General features: G+C 71.6%; 12 protein-coding genes. 7 read left to right on the forward strand and 5 right to left on the reverse strand.

The window, feature by feature from the left end; translation table 11 throughout:
- Positions 1 to 12: 12 nt before the first annotated feature.
- From AB0D34_RS02470 to AB0D34_RS02480, 3 genes are all read left to right on the forward strand, one after another.
- Complete coding sequence (locus AB0D34_RS02470; RefSeq protein WP_362655246.1) at positions 13 to 2,253, forward strand: serine/threonine-protein kinase; 2,241 nt, start codon at positions 13 to 15, stop codon at positions 2,251 to 2,253.
- A gap of 53 nt (positions 2,254 to 2,306) precedes the next feature.
- Positions 2,307 to 3,878 carry an NAD(P)/FAD-dependent oxidoreductase gene (locus AB0D34_RS02475; protein ID WP_362655249.1) on the forward strand — a complete coding sequence of 524 codons (1,572 nt, stop codon included), beginning with the start codon at positions 2,307 to 2,309 and terminating at the stop codon, positions 3,876 to 3,878.
- 401 nt (positions 3,879 to 4,279) lie between these two features.
- The gene (locus AB0D34_RS02480) at positions 4,280 to 6,427 is read left to right on the forward strand and encodes an MMPL family transporter (RefSeq protein WP_362655251.1); all 2,148 of its coding nucleotides are present in this window, start codon (positions 4,280 to 4,282) and stop codon (positions 6,425 to 6,427) included.
- Between the two features lie 271 nt (positions 6,428 to 6,698).
- Here AB0D34_RS02480 and AB0D34_RS02485 read toward each other — a convergent pair whose 3' ends face one another.
- The 3 genes from AB0D34_RS02485 to AB0D34_RS02495 all read right to left on the reverse strand — a co-directional run bounded on the left by AB0D34_RS02485 (position 6,699) and on the right by AB0D34_RS02495 (position 9,869).
- Positions 6,699 to 8,150, reverse strand: a complete 1,452-nt coding sequence (locus AB0D34_RS02485) for a HAMP domain-containing sensor histidine kinase (protein ID WP_362655254.1) — start codon at positions 8,148 to 8,150, stop codon at positions 6,699 to 6,701.
- Entirely contained in the window at positions 8,147 to 8,839 is a 693-nt protein-coding gene (locus tag AB0D34_RS02490) for a response regulator transcription factor (RefSeq protein ID WP_362655257.1), read from the reverse strand. The genes AB0D34_RS02485 and AB0D34_RS02490 overlap by 4 nt, the downstream gene beginning before the upstream one ends.
- 244 nt (positions 8,840 to 9,083) lie before the next feature.
- On the reverse strand, positions 9,084 to 9,869 hold the full coding sequence (locus AB0D34_RS02495) for a glucose 1-dehydrogenase (RefSeq protein WP_362655260.1): 786 nt from the start codon (positions 9,867 to 9,869) through the stop codon (positions 9,084 to 9,086).
- 86 nt (positions 9,870 to 9,955) lie between these two features.
- On the opposite strand from AB0D34_RS02495, the gene AB0D34_RS02500 reads away from it, so the two are divergent.
- Positions 9,956 to 10,807 (forward strand): helix-turn-helix transcriptional regulator, encoded by an 852-nt coding sequence (locus AB0D34_RS02500; protein ID WP_362655263.1) that lies wholly within the window; start codon positions 9,956 to 9,958, stop codon positions 10,805 to 10,807.
- 4 nt (positions 10,808 to 10,811) lie between these two features.
- Here AB0D34_RS02500 and AB0D34_RS02505 read toward each other — a convergent pair whose 3' ends face one another.
- Positions 10,812 to 12,581, reverse strand: coding sequence for a serine hydrolase (locus AB0D34_RS02505; protein WP_362655266.1), 1,770 nt, complete (start codon positions 12,579 to 12,581; stop codon positions 10,812 to 10,814).
- A 92-nt stretch (positions 12,582 to 12,673) separates the two neighbouring features.
- On the opposite strand from AB0D34_RS02505, the gene AB0D34_RS02510 reads away from it, so the two are divergent.
- Positions 12,674 to 13,783: a nitronate monooxygenase gene (locus tag AB0D34_RS02510; RefSeq protein WP_362655269.1), complete on the forward strand. Its 1,110-nt coding sequence runs from the start codon at positions 12,674 to 12,676 to the stop codon at positions 13,781 to 13,783.
- Positions 13,780 to 15,333, forward strand: a complete 1,554-nt coding sequence (locus AB0D34_RS02515; protein WP_362655272.1) for an acyl-CoA synthetase — start codon at positions 13,780 to 13,782, stop codon at positions 15,331 to 15,333. The genes AB0D34_RS02510 and AB0D34_RS02515 overlap by 4 nt, the downstream gene beginning before the upstream one ends.
- An 11-nt stretch (positions 15,334 to 15,344) precedes the next feature.
- Here the strand turns inward: AB0D34_RS02515 and AB0D34_RS02520 are convergent, their stop codons facing one another.
- Positions 15,345 to 17,741, reverse strand: coding sequence for a penicillin acylase family protein (locus AB0D34_RS02520; RefSeq protein WP_362655275.1), 2,397 nt, complete (start codon positions 17,739 to 17,741; stop codon positions 15,345 to 15,347).
- 63 nt (positions 17,742 to 17,804) lie between these two features.
- On the opposite strand from AB0D34_RS02520, the gene AB0D34_RS02525 reads away from it, so the two are divergent.
- Complete coding sequence (locus tag AB0D34_RS02525) at positions 17,805 to 19,301, forward strand: acyl-CoA synthetase (protein ID WP_362655278.1); 1,497 nt, start codon at positions 17,805 to 17,807, stop codon at positions 19,299 to 19,301.
- The last annotated feature ends 69 nt before the right edge of the window (positions 19,302 to 19,370 follow it).

Consider the following 19,370-nt stretch of genomic DNA (forward strand, 5'->3'; position numbering starts at 1 on the left):
CGGTCGCAGCAGATGGGGGACAGCAGGCTCATCCAGGGGCGGTACCGACTGCTCGATCTGATCGGGCGCGGGGGCATGGGCGAGGTGTGGCGGGCGCGCGACGAGTCGCTGGGCCGCCATGTCGCCGTGAAGTGCCTCAAGCCGCTGGGCGGGCAGCACGACCAGTCGTTCACCCGGGTCCTCAGGGAGCGGTTCCGCCGCGAGGCGCGGGTGGCCGCGGCCCTCAGCCACCGCGGGGTGACCGTCGTCCATGACTTCGGCGAGTCCGACGGGGTGCTGTACCTCGTCATGGAACTCCTCGACGGCCGCAACCTCAGCCAGCTCCTGGAGGACAACAAGCAGCACCCGCTGCCCGTCGCCGACGTCATCGAGATCGCCGACCAGGTCGCCGCCGCCCTCGCCTACACCCACCGGCAGGGCATCGTGCACCGGGACCTCAAGCCCGCGAACATCGTCCGGCTCACCGACGGCACCGTGAAGATCTGCGACTTCGGCATCGCCCGCCTCGGCCACGACGTGGACTTCACCTCCCGGCTGACCGGCACCGGCATCGCCATGGGCACCCCGCACTACATGTCCCCCGAGCAGATAGGGGGTTCCGAGGTCGACCAGCGCAGCGACCTGTACTCCCTGGGGTGCGTGCTCTACGAGATCGCCACCGGGGCACCGCCCTTCGACCTGGAGGACGCCTGGGCGATCCTCGTCGGCCACCGCGACACCCCACCCCGCCCGCCCCGCAGCCACCGCGCCGAACTCCCGGAGTACCTCGACAAGGTCATCCTGGACCTGCTGGCCAAGCAGCCCGAGCAACGCCCGCACGACGCACGCGAGTTGGGTCGCCGGATCACTCTGGGGCGTACGACACCGGCGTACGTGCCCACCGTGGTGACCCCGCAGCCCGACTTCGGTCGCCCCGAGCCGGCCCGCCCCCGCGAGCTGCGGCTGCCGTCCTGGACCCGCGGCATGACCACCGGCCACAAGGCGACCGGCGCCGGTCTCACCACCACGCCCCCGGACGCCGGGGCCGGCCTCACCGGCGACTGGATCGCCCGCCCCGCCACCGGCCTTACCGAGGAGCCCGTGCCGGACAACCCGCCCCCGCCCTCCGCGCAGGCGGTCACCGCGCTCGCCGGACGGCACAACGCCGGGCTCAGCCTCGGGCGCCTGGGCCGCTGGTCCGAGGCCGGGGAGGTGCACCGCGCGGTCGCCGCCGAACGCGAACACCTGCTGGGCCCCGACCACCCCGACACGCTGGCCAGCCGCTACGAGGTCGCCTTCACCCTCAGCCGCACCGGCCGCGCCGCCGACGCCCTGCGCGAGTACAAGCACGTGGCCGCGAAACGGACCCGTGCCCTGGGTGCCGACCACCCCGACACCCTCGCTGCCCGCCAGGAAATGGCGTACGTGCTGGGCCAGTTGGGCCGCCATTTCGATGCCCACCAGGTCTACAACTCGGTGCTCGCCGCCCGCGAGCGCGGCATGGGTCCCGACCACCCGGACACCCTCCGCTGCCGCCACAACCTCGCCTTCAACCTCAGCAGGCTCGGCCGCCTGGAGGACTCGTACCGCATGGCCTGCGAGGTGGCGGCCGCCCGGGCCCGGGTGCTCGGCCCGCACCACCCCGACACCCTGGTCACCCGCTACGAAGTCGCCTACGCGCTGGGCCAGTTGGGTCGCTGGGGAGAGGCCCTGCGGACCTACCACGAGGTCGCCGAGGCCCGTGCCCAGGCCCTCGGCCCCGACCACCCCGACACCCTCGCCGCCCGCTACGAAGTCGGCATCAGCCTCGGCCGCCTCGGCCGCAGCGCGGACGCACTCCAGCTCTACCGCGACCTGATCGAGGACCGCACCCGCATCCACGGCCCGGCCCACCCCGAGACCCTCCGCGCCCGCCACGGCCTCGGCGTCAACCTCGGACGCCTCGGCCGCTGGGAGGAGGCCCTCGCCGAGTCCCGCGACGTGTGCGCGATCCGCGAAAGAGTCCTCGGCCCGGACCACCCGGACACCCTGGTCAGCCGCCGCGAGGTCGCCGTCGGCCTCGGCTGGCTGGGCCGCTGGGCGGACGCCCTCACCGAGTACCGCAGAGTCGCCACCGCCCGCGAGCGCGTCCTCGGCGCCGACCACCCCGACACCCTCGCCAGCCGCAACGACGAGGCCCACTGCTTGGAACAGCTCGGCCGGGGTCCGGAAGCGGTGGAGCTGTACCGGCGGGTCGCGGTGCTACGGCAGCAGCGGGCGTCGGACGGGCAATGAGCCGGGTGCCGCCCCCTCTGGCCGACCTGGATCACCCCGTGTTACGAAGAACCATGCCTGCACACGAGGGACATCACCGCAGCTACGACGCCGTCATCGTCGGCGGGGGCCACAACGGACTGGTCGCCGCCGCCTACCTGGCCCGGGCGGGCCGTTCCGTGCTGGTCCTCGAGCGGCTCGGGAACACCGGTGGTGCCGCCGTCTCCACCCGGCCCTTCGCCGGGGTGGACGCACGGCTGTCGCGGTACTCGTACCTGGTCAGCCTGCTGCCCAAGAAGATCGTCCGGGATCTCGGCCTCGACTTCCGGGTCCGCACCCGGAACGTGTCGTCGTACACACCCGTGGAACGCGACGGACGCGCCACGGGCCTGCTCGTCGGAGGCGGTGAGCGGCGCACCAGGGAGGCCTTCGCCCGGCTCACCGGCGGCGAGCGCGAGTACGCGGCCTGGCAGCGGTTCTGCGACCTGACGGGCCGGGTGGCCGGGAAGGTGTTCCCCACGCTCACCGAGCCCCTGCCCACGCGGGACGAGCTGCGCCTGCGGGTGGACGACGAGGAGGCGTGGCGGGTCCTGTTCGAGGAGCCGATCGGGGTGGCCGTGGAGGATCGTTTCTCCGACGACCTGGTCCGGGGTGTCGTCCTGACCGACGCTCTCATCGGAACGTTCGCCGACGCCCACGACCCCTCGCTCGCCCAGAACCGCTGCTTCCTCTACCACGTGATCGGCGGCGGCACCGGCGCCTGGGACGTCCCCGTCGGCGGGATGGGCGCCCTCACCGACGCCCTGGCCAGGGCGGCACGGGACGCGGGCGCGGTCCTCGCCACCGGCCACGAAGCCGTGGGGATCTCCGCGGACGGCCGATCGGCGGAGGTCGCGTACCGCACCGCCGACGGCGAGGGAACGGTCGCCGCCCGGCACGTCCTCGTCAACGCCTCCCCGCAGGAACTCGCCGCTCTCACCGGCGATCGGCCGCCCGCCCCCGCCGAGGGCGCACAGCTGAAGGTCAACATGCTGCTCAAGCGGCTCCCGCGGCTGCGCGACAGCGAGGTCGACCCGCGGGAGGCGTTCTCCGGCACCTTCCACATCGCCGAGGGCTACCAACAGCTGGCCACCGCCCACGCCCAGGCCGACGCGGGGCAGCTCCCCACCGCCCCACCCTCCGAGATCTACTGCCACTCGCTCACCGACCCGACGATCCTCGGCCCGGACCTCGTCGAACAGGGCTACCAGACGCTCACCCTGTTCGGTCTGCACACCCCGGCCCGGCTCTTCGAACGGGACAACGACGCCGTACGCGACGAACTCCTGAAGTCGACCCTCGCCCAGCTCGACGACCATCTCGCCGAGCCGCTGGCCGACTGCCTGGCCACCGACGCGGAGGGGCGGCCCTGCATCGAGGCCAAGACCCCGCTCGACCTGGAGCGGGACCTGCGGCTGCCCGGCGGGAACATCTTCCACCGCGAGCTGTCCTGGCCGTACGCCCAGGAGGGCGCCGGGCGCTGGGGCGTGGAGACCCGGCACCCGAACGTCCTGCTGTGCGGGGCGGGCGCCGTGCGCGGCGGCGGGGTGAGCGGGGTGCCGGGGCACAACGCGGCGATGGCCGTGCTGGAGGAACTCGGAGACTGACGGCCACGCGCGCGTGCCTGGTGTCTCAGGCCGGGGTGTCGGGGGCATGTCGTTCCAGGCAGTGGCGTCGTGACCGCCGGTTGCGCAAGCGGGTGGTGGCGGAGTTGAGTGGTGTCGGCCGGGCCGAGTGCCCCGCCGTTCGAACGCGGCCTAGTTCGGCGAACGGTCACAGTGACCGCATCGCGAGCGCATTCGAATCCCAACTCCGGTCATGAGCCGGCCAATTACGGTCGCCCGTCCGTGATCAGGGCGGCGCCGGGCGCCCGTCGGCACCTCGATGATCAACCTCACCATCTCCCACGGAGGCCGGTTGCTTCACAGGCTCTAACGGTGGTCTCAGCTTCGCTCATTAGGAAGTAGGCATCAGATCAGCGATGCAACCCTTATGCAGGAGGCTAGTGATGGCAGTCGACGCAGCGCCGTCCGGAGAAGTGCCGGCCGGTCGGTTGGCAGGCCGGTGGGTGCCGTGGTTGGTGATTGGCTTATGGCTGGTGCTGGCGGCGGGCATGGTGCCGCTGAGCGGAAAGTTGAGCTCGGTCACCACCGACAGCGCCGTGGACACCCTGCCCGCCAGCGCCGAGTCCACCAAGGTCGCGGTACTGGAGGACGGTCTCCCCGACGGTGACGACAACACGTTCGTCTTCGTGTACCACCGTGCCGGCGGCATGACCGACGCCGATCGCGCGACGGTCGAACGCCACTACAACACCCTTGCCAAGCGGTACCCGCCGAAGGCGGCGGCCCCGGCCGGCGACGACGACGGCCCACCGACGAGCCCCTCCACCGACGGCAAGGCGATGATGTTCACCCTCGAGGTGAGCACGACCTACGGCGCACCGGAGGACATCGTCGGCCCGTTGCGTGACGCCGCGAAGGACCGCCCCGCCGGCCTGGAACTCGACGTGACCGGCCCGGCCGCGATCGACGGCGACATGGACGCCGTCTTCGACGGCATCGACGTGCAGGTCTTGCTCACCACCGTCGTCGTCGTCACGCTCCTGCTCATCCTCACCTACCGCAGCCCGGTGTTGTGGCTCATCCCGCTCGTGGCCGTGGGCGCGGCCGCACTGACCGCGATGGCGACCGTCTACCTGCTCGTCAAGGGCTTCGGCATCGTGGTCAACGACCAGAACTCGGCGCTGCTGACGATCCTGGTGTTCGGCGTCGGCACGGACTACGCGCTGTTGCTCATCGCTCGATATCGGGAGGCACTGCACCACCACGAGAACGTCCGGGTCGCGATGGTCCACGCGCTGCGCTCCGCGGCGCCGGCCATCGTCGCGTCCGCGGCGACCGTGATCGCCGGCCTGCTCTGCCTGCTCGTCGCCGACCTGAACAGCACCAGCGGGTTGGGCCCGATCGGCGCGGCCGGCATCCTGTGCGCGCTGGTGGCCATGCTGACGCTGTTCCCGGCGGTGCTCGTGGTGCTCGGCAGGCGGATCTTCTGGCCGGCCGTCCCGCGGTTCAGCACGGCCATGGAGGAGAAGCCGGGGCTGTGGGGACGGCTCGGCACCGCCCTCAGCCGCCGGCGGTGGGTGGCGACGCTCGGCTCGCTCGGAATCCTCGGCGTGCTCGCCCTCGGGCTGGCGGGCAACACCGGCAACCTGCGGGAACAGGACCAGTTCCTGTCCGCGCCGGAGTCGGTGACCGGCTTCACCGTTCTCCGCCAGCACTTCCCGGAGCTCGGCGGTCAGCCGATGACGATCTTCACGCGGCCGGCGTACCAGGAGCGGGTGCTCGACATCGTCAAGGACACTCGCGGTGTGGCCCTGGCCATCCCGGGTCAGACCAGCGGTGGCTGGGCCGACATCTCCGTGTTCCCGAAGGACGCGCCGGACACCGCCGCCGAGTACGACACGATCAAGCGGGTGCGCACCGCCGTGCACCCGGTGAGCGGGGCGGAGGCGATCGTCGGCGGGCCGAGCGCGGAGAACCTCGACACCGAGGTGACCACCAGCCGCGACGAGAAGCGGGTGATCCCGCTGGTGCTTGCCGTCGTCCTGATCGTCCTCGGGCTGCTGCTGCGCGCGATCCTGGCCCCGCTGGTCCTGATGGCCACCGTGATCGTCTCGTTCGCCGCGGCCTTCGGCGGCAGCGTGTTCGTCTTCGACACGATCCTCGGGTTCGAGGGCATCGACTATTCGGTGCCGCTGCTGGCATTCCTGTTCCTGGTGGCGCTCGGCGTCGACTACAACATCTTCCTGGCCAGCCGGGCCCGGGAGGAGACCGTGCGCCTCGGCACCACAGAGGGCATGCTCAAAGCCCTCTCCGCCACCGGTGGCGTCATCACCTCTGCAGGCCTGGTCCTGGCGGCCACATTCGCGGTCCTCGCCACACTTCCGCTGGTGATGCTGATCGAGGTCGGGTTCCTGGTCGCCTTCGGCGTGCTGCTCGACGCCCTGCTGGTGCGGTCGGTCCTGGTGCCCGCCCTCACCCTGCTGATCGGCCGGCGGATCTGGTGGCCGAGCCGGCTGTCCCGGCCGGCGGCGGAACCGCCGGACGGTCAACAGCCGCTCGCCGACGACGAGGAGCCCGCGCTGCAACGGTGAGCGCGGCGGCACGGACGAGATCCGGGACGGGGCTCCAGGCCCGTCCCGGATCTTTCATGGGCCCGACGGCCGCCGCCCTTTGGTCCTGTGCCACACGCCGGGGGCTCGGGGCGGCGCATCACGGTGTCCTGCCCGGTGGTGGGCCGCTTGTCCTGCGCCGTGCGGCCGGGGCTGGGGTCGGCGCACCGCGTTGTCCTGCCCCGGCGGTGAGCCGCGCGGGGCCATGCTCGAGGGCCGCCGTCCACTGTCCTGCGCCAAGCGCCGGGGCGGGTCAGCGCACCGTGGTGTCCTCCCCGGCGGTGAGCCGCGCGATCGGGTCGGGCGGGGCCGCGGCCGGAAGGCCGACCCGAAGCAGCGCGCCACCACGTGCCGAGCGGGCGACGGTGGCCCGGCCGCCGTGGGCGTCGACGACCCGCTGCACGATCGACAGCCCCAGACCGGATCCCGGCAACGCCCGGGCGCTGTCGGCACGGTAGAACCGGTCGAACACCCGCGGTACGTCGGCGGCGTCGATGCCCGGCCCGGCGTCGTCGACCTCGAGCACCGCCGACGCGCCCTCGGCACGGAGCCGGACCTGGACCGGCTGGTCCGCGGGGGACCACTTGCCGGCGTTGTCGATGAGGTTGAGCACCGCCCGCTGGAGCGCAGCGGGACGCCCGCTCACCCACACGGAGCTCACATCGAGCGCGACCTCGACGTCGGGCACGCGGGAACGCGCCCGGATCGCGGCGGCCACCACCACGTCGGCGAGGTCGAGCAGTTCGGTGTTCTCGTCGCTGACGTCACCGCGCGCCAGGTCGGTCAGCTCGGCAACAAGGGTGCCCAACTCGGCCACCTGGGCGCCGAGATCGTTGAGCAGCCGGGTCCGGCTCTCCGCCGGCAGTGCGGTGTCCAGGGTGCCGCGCCGATCGAGCCGGATCAGCAGCTCGACGTTGAGGCGCAGGCTGGTGAGCGGGGTCTTGAGCTCGTGGGCGGCGTCCTCGGCGAGCAGCCGCTGAGCCCGCCGGGAGTCCCGCAGCGCGGCAAGCATGTCGTTGATCGACCGGATCAGCCGCCGGATCTCCCCACCGCCCTCATCCGGGATGTCGGCGTCGAGATCCCGGGTGTCCGCGACACGTACCGCGGCGGCGGTCAGCCGGTCGATCGGTGCCAGCCCGGTCCGCGCCACGGTCCGCCCGACCAGGGCGCCGCCGGCCACGCAGAACAGCCCGATCAGCAGCATGCCGAACCCGAACCGGTTGATCGGGCTGTCGTCGGCGACGCGGGCCACCTGGACCGCGCCGTCGCCCGCCCGCAGCGTGTAGATGAGGTAGCCCTCGTCGTCGCTGTCGTTCGACTCCATCAGGTCGGCCGACGCGCCCTGCGCCACGCGCCCGGCGTGCTCGCTGACGGGGGGCAGCGCAGGTTGGCCGGCCGGCGTCCGGGTCGAACCGTCGGGCAGGATGACCCGCACCAGCCGACCGGATCCGGGATACGGCGGTAGCTGGACCCGCGCCAGACCGGCGCGCTGCGCGTCCGTCGCCAGGACGCGGGAGTCGGCGCGTAGCTGATTCTCGGCGGTGTCCCGCAGCTCCCAGTCCAACAACTCGCTGGCCACCTGGAACGCCACGAACACGCTGACCGCGATGGCCGTCGCCGCGATCACCGTCAGCCTGGTCCGCAGGGACCGCCGGCGCCACCATCGGGTCAGCCGGCGCGGTTCCCGGCCGGCGGGCCTGCTCACGGAGGAGACTCCCGCAACGTGTACCCCAGGCCGCGCAGCGTGTAGATCAATCGCGGCTCACCGTCGGCCTCCATCTTGCGGCGCAGGTAACTCACATATACCTGGAGGTTGTTGGCGGTGGCGCTCATGTCGAAGCCCCAGATCGCCTCGAACAGCGCGTCGCGGGTCAGGACACGGGTCGCGTTGCGCATGAGGACCTGCAGGAGGGAGAACTCGGTCCGGGTCAGGCGCAGCGGCCGCTCGCCCCGCCACGCCTCGAACCTGTCGGGATCGAGCCGGACGTCGGCGAACGACAGGATCTGCGACTCCTCGTCGGTCGGCGTGCGCCGGCGCAGCAGGGCCCGCACCCGGGCCAGTAACTCCTCGGTGGCGAACGGCTTGGGCAGGTAGTCGTCGGCGCCCGCGTCCAGCCCCGTGACCCGGTCGGAGACCTGGTCACGGGCGGTCAGCATCAGCACCGGCAGATCCCGACCCGCAGCCCGCAACCGCCGGCAGGTCTCCAACCCGCCGAGGCGGGGCATCATCACGTCGAGGATCAGCAGATCCAGCGTGTCACCGTCGGCCCCACCGACCCCGTCGAGCACGGCGAGACCGTTGGCGACGGTGCTGGTGTCGTAACCCTCGACCTGGAGTACCCGCTCCAGCGACTCACGGATGGCCGCCTCATCATCCGCGATCATGATCCGCACGCCGGCCCGCCCCCTTCCAGTCGATGTTTTGCCGCTCATTGTCGCCGATCAACCTGAGGCCAGGATTAGCGCGTTGCTGGGGTCTTGTGATCCATCCTCGGTTTTGCTCCCCAGCAGGCACGGCTCACGTGCGCATGGACAGAACCGGCTGGAATACGTCAGTGGCGCTTGGACAGCCGTCCGAAACAGGGAAGCCGGGACAGCCGCAAACAGGCACTGAGGGCGTGCACGCGTGCCCGGTGCCTCAGGCCCGCGCGCCGCCGTCGACCCGGAGCACCACTCCGGTGACGTACGACGCACGGTCGCTCAGGAGCCAGGCCGCGGCCTCGGCGATCTCGCTCGGGTCGGCACCTCGGCCCAGCGGGGTCTGGGCGACGAGACGTTCGACGATACCGGGGGTGGCGGCCTCCCAGTCGTCGATCATCCGGGTCAGCGTCCCACCGGGTGCGACGGCGTTGACCCGGATGCCCTCCGGGCCGTACGTGGCGGCGGCCGACGCGGTCAGGCTGTTGACCGCCCGCTTCGCGGCGCCGTACACGGGCAGCCACGGGTTGGCCATCAGGCTGCCGACGCTGGAGTTGTTGACGATGGCGCCGGTCCCGGCCGTGGCCCGGATCGCGGCGATCTCGGCGTTCATCGCGAGCCAGGGGCCTTTGAGGTTGACGGAGACGACGTGATCGAAGTCGGCTTCGGACAGCTGGTCCATCGGCCCGGGCGGCTGGATCGTCGCCCCGTTGTTGAAGGCGACGTCGAGCCTGCCGTACAGCTCGACCGCCCGGTCCACGGCGGCCCGGACGCTCGTCGGGTCGGCCAGGTCGCAGGAGACGTAGTCCGCGGTGCCGCCCGCGGCCCTGATCTCCTCGGTCACCGCCTTGAGCTCGGTCTCGGTACGGGCCGCGAGAAGCACACGGGCGCCCTCCCGGGCGAACAGCCGTGCGGCCGCCGCGCCGATACCGCGGCCGGCCCCGGTGACGAAGGCGACCTTGTCGGCGAGCAGGGGGGTGATGGTGGTGTTGTTCGTGTGGGTCATACCGACGAGCCTGCGTCCGGCCGCGATCCTCATCCAGGCACCGGCGGTACCTGGCTGGGCGCACGGGCCACCCGCACACTGGGGACGTGGACCGACATGAACTGGCCGACTTCCTGCGCGGCCGACGCGAGCGCATCACCCCCGCCGACGTGGGACTGCCCGCCGGACCGCGGCGCCGCACCCCGGGCCTGCGCCGCGAGGAGGTGGCGCAGCTGGCGTACATCTCCACCGAGTACTACACCCGCCTCGAACAGGCCCGCGCGCCCCGCCCGTCCCGCGAGGTCCTGGCCCAGGTCGCCCGCGCCCTGCGCCTGTCGGACGCCGAACGCGACCACCTCCACCACCTCGCCGGCACCCCGCCCGGTCCGCCGCCCGGCCCCTCCCGCGAGGTGCGGCAGAGCATCTGCGACCTGCTGCACCGGTTGCCGCAGGCCGCCGCGATCGTCATCTCGGCGACCCATGAGGTGATCGCCTGGAACGACCTGGCCGCGGCCCTCATGGAGGACTTCTCCCGGCTCTCCCGCCGCGACCGCAACCTCGTGCGCCGCGCGTTCCTCGGCCCGCACCCCGAGGGACGTCGGCTGTACGGCGTGTCGGACGGCGAGGAGTTCGCGCACTCCTCGGTCCAGCAGCTGCGCGCCGCCGCGGCCCGCTATCCCGACGATCCCGAACTGACCGCGCTGGTGGCCGAACTCCTCGAAGGCAGCGCCGAGTTCGCCGACCTGTGGGCCGCCCACGAGGTCACGGCCCGCCCCACCCTCTGCAAGACCTTCGACCACCCCGTGGTCGGCCCGGTCACCGTCAACTGCGACGTTCTGGACATCGCCGACCGCGACCAGCGCGTCGTGATCTACACCGCCACGCCCGGTTCTCCGTCCGAGGAGGCGCTACGGCTGCTGTCGGTGATCGGCACCCAGCGGCTGGACGTACCCGGCTGAACCGTCAGTCCGCCGAGGCCGTCCAGCCGACGGCCTCGACACGCGCCGCGTCCACCGGACGGGACTCGTCGAAGAGAACGCGGTCGTCCCCGTCGACGCGTAGCCCGTCGACATACGCGCCCCGCCCGACATACAGCCGGTCCGTGGAGTACCGCCAGCGCAGGGCCAGTTGACGGTGCGCCGGAAGCTCGGCCGTCAGCCGGAACCAGACCCGCTCCGACCAACCGGTGACCGTACCGGTGGGATGCTCCTGCTCGTCGTCGCGTCGCGTCGTGAAGGGCACCGGTTGCCAGCTGACCCCGCCGTCGGTCGTGGCCTCCAACGCGAGGACGTCCGCGGGTTCGAGATCCCACCACAGCGCGCACCGCAGCCGCGCCCCGCCCGACGACGTGTCCAGCGCGGGCAGCACGAGAGTGGCGGTCGTGGCGCTCGCCATCCCGGAGAACCATGCCGTACGGCCATGACGAGGGCGGACCGCCACCGCGCGGGCCATGTTGTTCCCGGCGGCAACCCGGGGCGCGGAACCGGAGCGCCAAGTCCGCACCGGATGGACCGAGTTGCCGAGGACGACGAGGAAGGAGTCGGTCGTCGGGTCGAGGACCAGCGAGGTGCCGGTGAAGCCGGTGTGGCCCGCCGTGCGCGGAGTGGCCATCGCGCCCATGTACCAGTGCTGGTAGAGCTCGAAGCCGAGACCGTGCTCGTCGCCCGGGTAGGCGGTGTTGAAGTCGGTGAACATCAACTGCACCGACTCCGGACGCAGGATCCGCGCCTTGCCGTACGTACCGCCGTTGAGCAGGGTGCGGCCCAGCACGGCCAGGTCCCAGGCGTTCGAGAACACGCCCGCGTGCCCGGCGACCCCGCCGAGGCTGAAGGCGTTCTCGTCGTGCACGTCGCCCCACACCAGCCCACGGTCCAGCCCGGACCAGGGTGTGCGGGCGTCCTCCGTGGCGGCGATCCCTGGCTTCCAGGAGGCGGGCGGGTTGTAGCGGGTGCTTCGCAGACCGAGGGGGCCCGTGATCTCCTCGCGCAACAGGACATCCAGCGCACGGCCCGTGATCCGCTCCAGGACCAGTTGGAGCGAGATGAGGTTGAGGTCCGAGTAGAGGTAGGCGGTCCCCGGCAAGCTCACCGGCTCCTCGTTCCAGATGCGCTGGAGCTTCTCCTCGTACGTCGGGGCGTTGTACAGCGGGATCCAGGCCCTGAACCCCGAGGTGTGGGTGAGCAGTTGACGGATCGTGATGTCCTGTTTGCCCGCCGCGCCGAACTCCGGCAGATACCCGGCGACCCTGCCCTCCAGTTCCAGCGCGCCCCGCTCGATCTGCTGTACGGCGAGGAGCGAGGTGAACAGCTTCGACACCGAGGCCAGGTCGAAGATTGTGTCCTCGGTCATGGGAATCTGTTCGGCGGCCGGGAACTCGACGCCGGTGTCCGTCTTCTCGTCGTACGCCTGGTAGCGCACCGCCCTGCCGATCGGCCGGTGCAGGGCCACCGTGCCGCCCCGCCCGGCGAGCAGGACGGCCCCCGCGTACCAGGGATGTGTGGGGGAGGGGGCGAGGAACGCCTCGGCGTCGGAGACGAGTTGGCGCAGGTGCGCGGCGAGGAGTCCGGCGCGCTCGGGGCTGCCGTGACGGAGGGTCGGACGGCTCCCCGCGACCGTGGCCGCCGCCTCGGCGGGGCCGGCGGGGAAGGGAGCGATGGTGAGTGCGCCGCCCATTGCGAGCGCTCTTCGGACCAGCTGACGGCGGGTCACTCCGGTGGTCACCTCATCGGTCATCGTGGAACTCTATCCGGCGTCCGGTGACCTGAATCTGACGGAGCATCAGAAAACCTCTTCCGTCGTCCGGAGGACTGCGGCATCCTGCGCCCATGCAGACGGAGCTGAGCAAGAAACTGGGACTGGAGCACGCCGTCTTCGGCTTCACGCCGTTCCCCGCCGTCGCCGCGGCCATCAGCCGGGCCGGCGGCTTCGGAGTGCTCGGCGCGGTCCGCTACACCGCCCCCGACGAACTCAAACGCGACCTCGACTGGATCGAGGCCCACGTCGACGGCAAGCCCTACGGCCTGGACGTCGTCATGCCCGCCAAGAAGGTCGAGGGAGTGACCGAGGCCGACGTCGAGGCGATGATCCCCGAGACGCACCGCCAGTTCGTCAAGGACACCCTCGCCAAGTACGGCGTGCCCGAACTCGCCGAGGGCGAGGCCTCCGGATGGCGCATCACGGGCTGGATGGAACAGGTCGCCCGCAACCAGCTGGACGTCGCCTTCGACTACCCGATCCGGCTGCTCGCCAACGCCCTCGGCTCGCCGCCCGCCGACGTGGTGGACCGCGCCCACGGGCAGGACGTGCTCGTCGCCGCCCTCGCGGGCAGCGCCCGGCACGCCGTCAAGCACCAGGAGGCGGGCATCGACATCGTGGTCGCCCAGGGCTACGAGGCCGGCGGCCACACCGGTGACATCGCCTCCATGGTCCTCACACCGGATGTCGTCGACGCCGTGGACCCCCTGCCCGTACTGGCCGCGGGCGGCATAGGCAGCGGCCGGCAGGTGGCGGCCGCACTGGCACTCGGCGCCCAAGGTGTGTGGCTGGGCTCCATATGGCTGACCACCACAGAGGCCGAACTGCCCTCGCCCAGGCTGATCGAGAAGCTCCTCGCCGCGGGATCCGGCGACACCGTCCGCTCCCGCGCCCTGACCGGGAAACCCGCACGTCAGCTCCGTACCGAATGGACCGACGCCTGGGACTCCGCCGACGGGCCCGGCACCCTCCCCATGCCCCTGCAGGGACTGCTCGTCGCCGAGGCCGTCTCCCGTATCCAGAAGTACGAGGTCGAGCCCCTCCTCGGTACCCCCGTCGGCCAGATCGTCGGCCGGATGACCAGCGAACGCAGCGTCCAGGCCGTCTTCGACGACCTCACCCGCGGCTTCGAGGAAGCCGTCGATCGCATCAACCGCATCGCCGGAAGGAGCGGCCAGTGACGAGCACCCCTCCCGCGGGCTTCTGGGCCCAGGCCGCCCAGGACCCCGCCCGTACGGTCCTCATCGCCCCCGACGGCTCGCCCTGGACCGCAGGCCGACTACTCGCCGCCGCCAACCAGCTCGTCCACGGCCTGCGGGCCGCGGGCCTCGAACGCGGGGACGCCTTCGCGGTCGTCCTGCCCAACAGCGTGGAGTTCTTCACCGCACATCTCGCCGCCAGTCAGGCCGGCTTCTACCTGGTCCCGATCAACCACCACTTCGTCGCCCCCGAGATCGCCTGGATCGTCGCCGACTCCGGCGCGAAGGTGCTGGTCGCCCACGAGAGGTTCGGGGAGACCGCACGCCGGGCCGCCGACGAGGCAGGCCTCCCGGCGACCCACCGGTACGCCGTCGGCGAGGTCGAGGGCTTCCGGCCGTACGCCGAACTCCTTGACGGACAACCAGAGTCGGCACCCGAAGACCGTGAGCTCGGCTGGGTCATGAACTACACCTCGGGCACGACGGGCCGCCCGCGCGGTATCCGCCGGCCCCTGCCCGGCAAGCTGCCGGAGGAGGCGTACCTCGGCGGCTTCCTCGGCATCTTCGGCATCCGGCCCTTCGGCGACGACGTCCACCTCGTCTGCTCACCGCTCTACCACACCGCCGTCCTGCAGTTCGCGGCCGCGTCCCTGCACATCGGCCACCGGCTGGTCCTGATGGACAAGTGGACGCCCGAGGAGATGCTCCGGGTGATCGACGAACATCGGTGCACCCACACCCACATGGTCCCGACGCAGTTCCACCGCCTGCTGGCACTGCCGGACGAAGTCCGGGCACGCTACGACGTCACGTCCATGCAGCACGCCATCCATGGCGCCGCTCCCTGCCCCGACCACGTCAAGCGGGCGATGCTCGACTGGTGGGGGCCCTGTGTGGAGGAGTACTACGCGGCCAGCGAGGGCGGCGGTGCCTTCGCGACCGCCGAGGACTGGCTGAAGAAGCCCGGCACGGTCGGCAAGGCCTGGCCCATCAGCGAACTCGCGATCTTCGACGACGACGGAAACAGGCTGCCGGCCGGTGAACTCGGCACCGTGTACCTGAAGATGAACACCGGCGGCTTCGCCTACCACAAGGACGAGGCCAAGACGAAGAAGAACCGCATCGGTGACTTCTTCACCGTCGGCGACCTCGGCCTCCTCGACGAGGACGGCTATCTGTTCCTCCGGGACCGGAAGATCGACATGATCATCTCGGGCGGGGTCAACATCTACCCCGCCGAGATCGAGTCCGTCCTGCTCCAGCACCCCGCCGTCGCCGACGCCGCCGCCTTCGGCATCCCGCACGACGACTGGGGCGAGGAGGTCAAGGCCGTGGTGGAACCGGCCCAGGGCCAGACCCCCGGACCGGACCTGGCCGCCGACCTCCTCGCCCACTGCGCCGACCGACTCGCGGGCTACAAGCGCCCGAAGAGCGTCGACTTCATCACCGAGATGCCCCGCGATCCCAACGGCAAGCTGTACAAGCGGCGGCTGCGGGATCCGTACTGGGAGGGGCGCTCACGACCGGTGTGAGCCTCGGAACCTCAGGAACGGACCCGGACGACCCTCAGCCCCGGCGACGACAGGATGTCCTTCTCGCAGAACCGGGACGTCACCCACTTCTCCGCCGAGAACAGCCGCGTCTGGTCGCTGAAGTGCGGTGAGTTCGGGTTCGAGGACTGGGAGTACGTCAGCAGGGTCCGGGCCACCGGGCAGCGGCCGCCGTCCCAGCCCACCGCCTGGATGTAGCTGGACCCGGTCGACACCTCCGTGTAGCCACCGCCGGCCGGGTTCCAGACCGGTTCGACCTTGTTCCACACGCCCAGCGACTCCGTGCCGCCCGGAACGGCGATGCGCTTCCCGTTCCGTACGACGAACTGGTGCTCTCCGAGCCGGGAGTCCAGCGGGACACCGGCCGCCCTCAGCTCGGTGACGGCGTCCGCGAGGGCCGTCGCGAAGGCGGGGGCCGCGGTGTTGAGCGTGTTCGGTGTGCCCACCGGGTCGGCCGCCGAGAACGGCACCTTCCACAACTGGCCCGTGGGCAGCTTCCGCCACAGCCGGTCGAAGAGCAGCGCGCCCCGGCTGCCGGTGTCCGCCGTGCGGTCCCAGGCCGCGAGCGCTCCGCAGGCCTCCCCGACGTCAACGGCCTTGCCGTCACTGCCCGTTGCCGTGCCACCGGGCAGGGCGGCACACGCCTTCGCCGCGTCGGCCGCGACCAGGTCGCCCGCGGGCACCCGGTTGGCGAACTGCTGCGCCTGAAGATCCCGTACGGTCAGCCGCCCGCGCTCGGCCATCGCGGACACGTCCTCCAGAGCACCGCGCGTGCGCATCGAGCGCTGCGTGCCCACCGTGCCGAAGACCCGCTCGTACCCGGTGATCGGACGCTCGGCGTTGGCCAGCCAGGCGCTGTCGTTGGAGTTCTCCGCGTAGGGCGCGTCCTTGAGGACCGGCAACTTCGACGGGCCGAAGATCCCCGGCTGTACGGCGTCCGGATCGCTGCCCAGTGCGCAGTCGCCGCGCGAGCCGTCGAGGACCGCCACTCCCGAGGCGGGGTAGGTGACCTTGCCCAGCGGAGTGGAACAGCGCTGGGCCAGCTCGTCGGTGATCCGGGGGAGCACCTGGGACTGTGTGAACAGGGTGTGGCCCCGAGAGTCGGCGGCGATCGTGTTGACCCACGGCAACCCCTGCGTGCGCTTCAGCGCGCTGAGCACGTCGCCCGTGCCGCGGGCCTTGCTGAAGCCGAGCGCGGTGTCGGAGGCGCGCAGGTTGCCGGCGTTCGGGTCGTTCAGGGCGTACGCCGTCGTGGCCGTCCAGGGCAGTGGCAGTGCGGCACCGAGGGAGGTGACGACCGGGCCGTACCGGGTCCACCACTGGGTGCGCGTGACCGGTGCGCCGTCCTTCACGGCGACGGTGACCTTGCGCTCGGTCATGCGCTCCGGCTTGCCGTCCACCAGGTAGGTGGTCGGGTCGCCCGGGGTCAGGGCCAGCTGGTGGAGGTTGAGAGTGATGCCGGTGGCCACGGTGTGGCTCCAGGCCACCCGCGCGTTGTGACCTATGGAGATCGTCGCCGAACCGAGCAGCGAGCCGCCCGAGATGTTCAGCTCTCCCGGGATGGTCTGCTGCGACTGCCAGAAGCGGCGGCCGCCCTGCCAGGGGTAGTGCGGGTTGCCGAGGAGGAGCCCGCGGCCGTTCGCCGTCGTGGCCCCGCCGAAGGCGACGGCGTTGGAGCCCATGTCGGCGGAGTCGGCCGCGAAGAGCTCACCGGCGGCACGCGCGGTGTCCTGCGCGTCGGGTGCGGCTGCCCCGGCCGTCGTCGAGGCGGGCGGCTGCGCGGCCGTGATGCCGTCCACGGCCCGCCCCTGGCCGCCGAGGACGGCCAGCGCGAAGTTGCGCGCGGCCACGTCCTGGAGCGTCACCGGGCGCACCCATTCGGCGCCCTTGCAGGACGGGTCGGTGATCCGGTTCTTCTTCAGCCAGGCGTTGTAGCCCGCCGTGAAGCCCCGCATCAGCTCCTTGACGTCACGGCTCGGACCGAGCGGTGCCGGTGTGGCCATGAGCTTCTGCACCGTGCCCGCCTCCCGCACCCCGCGGAAGTACAGGTCGCTGGAGAGGTTCTTCGTGGCCGAGGAGAGCGCGGAGTCGGCAGTCCCTTCGGCCCCGAAGTACCGCGCACGCTCGCCGCGCACGGTCACGAACCCGTCGGCGAGCGTGCACACCTGGTCGGCGGCCTGCGCCCACCCGGTGCCGAAGCCCAGGTCCGCGTAGTTCCTCGCGAGGATGTGCGGGATGCCGTACTCGGTGTAGCGGATGGTGGCGGACAGACCACCGTGGGACGGATGTTCCTGTTTGTGCCGGTCCTGTGCGGCTGCGGCCGGCAGCGTGCCGACGGCGGCGAACAGGGCCACGGCCGCGACCACGGCGCGTCTGGGGCGGGTGCGCATCGTGCCTCCCAACGTCATTGAGGGAAGGAGCGGTTGAGCGTACCAACCGGTAGGTTGTCCCGTATGACGCCTGGACACGGCAGTACGGTTGACGGGGTGCTGCGGCGCAGCGCCCGGCGCACCCCGGCGCGCGTCGCGGTGGAGTACGGCGAGCGATCGTGGACGTACGAGGAACTCGACGACGCCGTCTCACGAGCGGCGAGCCTGCTCCTCGACCAGGGCCTCGATCCCGGTGACCGGGTCGGCGCCTACGGCCACAACTCGGACGCGTATCTGATCGCCTTCCTCGCCTGCGCCCGCGCCGGCCTTGTGCATGTGCCGGTCAACCAGAACCTCACCGGGGACGACCTCGCGTACATCGTCGGCCAGTCGGGCAGCACGCTCGTCCTCGCTGACCCCGACCTCGCGGACCGACTCCCGGACGGCGTACGCACCTTGCCCCTGCGGGACGCCGCCGACTCGCTGTTGGCCCGCCTGGGAGCGACAGCGCCGTACGACGGCCCCGAGCCGGGCACCGACGACCTCGTCCAACTGCTCTACACCTCCGGGACCACGGCCCTGCCCAAGGGCGCGATGATGACCCATCGGGCCCTGGTGCACGAGTACCTGAGCGCGATCACCGCCTGCGATCTGAGCGCAGGGGACCGGCCGGTGCACTCGCTGCCGCTGTACCACTCGGCCCAGATGCACGTCTTCCTGCTGCCGTACCTCGCGGTCGGCGCGACGAACATCATCCTGGACGCGCCCGACGGCGACCGCCTCTTCGACCTCATCGAGGAGGGCCGCGCGGACAGTCTGTTCGCCCCGCCCACGGTGTGGATCGGTCTGTCCAACCGCCCCGACTTCGCCACCCGGGACCTCAGCGGACTGCGCAAGGCCTACTACGGTGCCTCGATCATGCCGGTGCCGGTCCTGGAACGACTCCGGGAGCGCCTGCCGAAGCTGGCCTTCTACAACTGCTTCGGCCAGAGCGAGATCGGCCCGCTGGCCACCGTCCTCGCGCCCGACGAGCACAAGGGGCGGATGGACTCCTGCGGCCGGACCGTCCTGTTCGTCGACGCGCGGGTCGTGGACGAGGACGGCAAGGACGTGCCCGACGGCACGCCCGGTGAGATCGTCTACAAGTCCCCGCAGTTGTGCGAGGGCTACTGGGACAAGCCCGAGGAGACGGAAGCGGCCTTCCGGGACGGCTGGTTCCACTCGGGTGACCTCGCGGTGCGGGACGCGCACGGCTACTTCACGATCGTCGACCGGGTGAAGGACGTCATCAACTCCGGTGGTGTGCTGGTCGCCTCACGGCAGGTCGAGGACGCTCTGTACACCCACGAGGCCGTCGCCGAGGTCGCCGTGATCGGCCTGCCCGACGAGCGGTGGATCGAGGCCGTGACCGCGGTCGTCGTCCCGCGCGGCGAGGTCACCGAGGCAGAACTCCTCGACCACACCCGCGAGAAGCTCGCCCACTTCAAGGCACCCAAGCGGGTGCTGTTCGTGGACGAACTGCCGCGGAACGCGAGCGGGAAGATCCTCAAGCGGGAACTGCGGGACCGGTTCGCCGACTAGCGGGGTCGCGAGTGCTTCACCCGGGCGGGCCCCTCTGCCCTGGGCGGAGCGGGCCCGCTGCCGGCCACC

Origin of the sequence: Streptomyces sp. NPDC048420 (assembly GCF_040651535.1) — a bacterium.
In the GTDB taxonomy this organism is placed as follows: domain Bacteria; phylum Actinomycetota; class Actinomycetes; order Streptomycetales; family Streptomycetaceae; genus Streptomyces.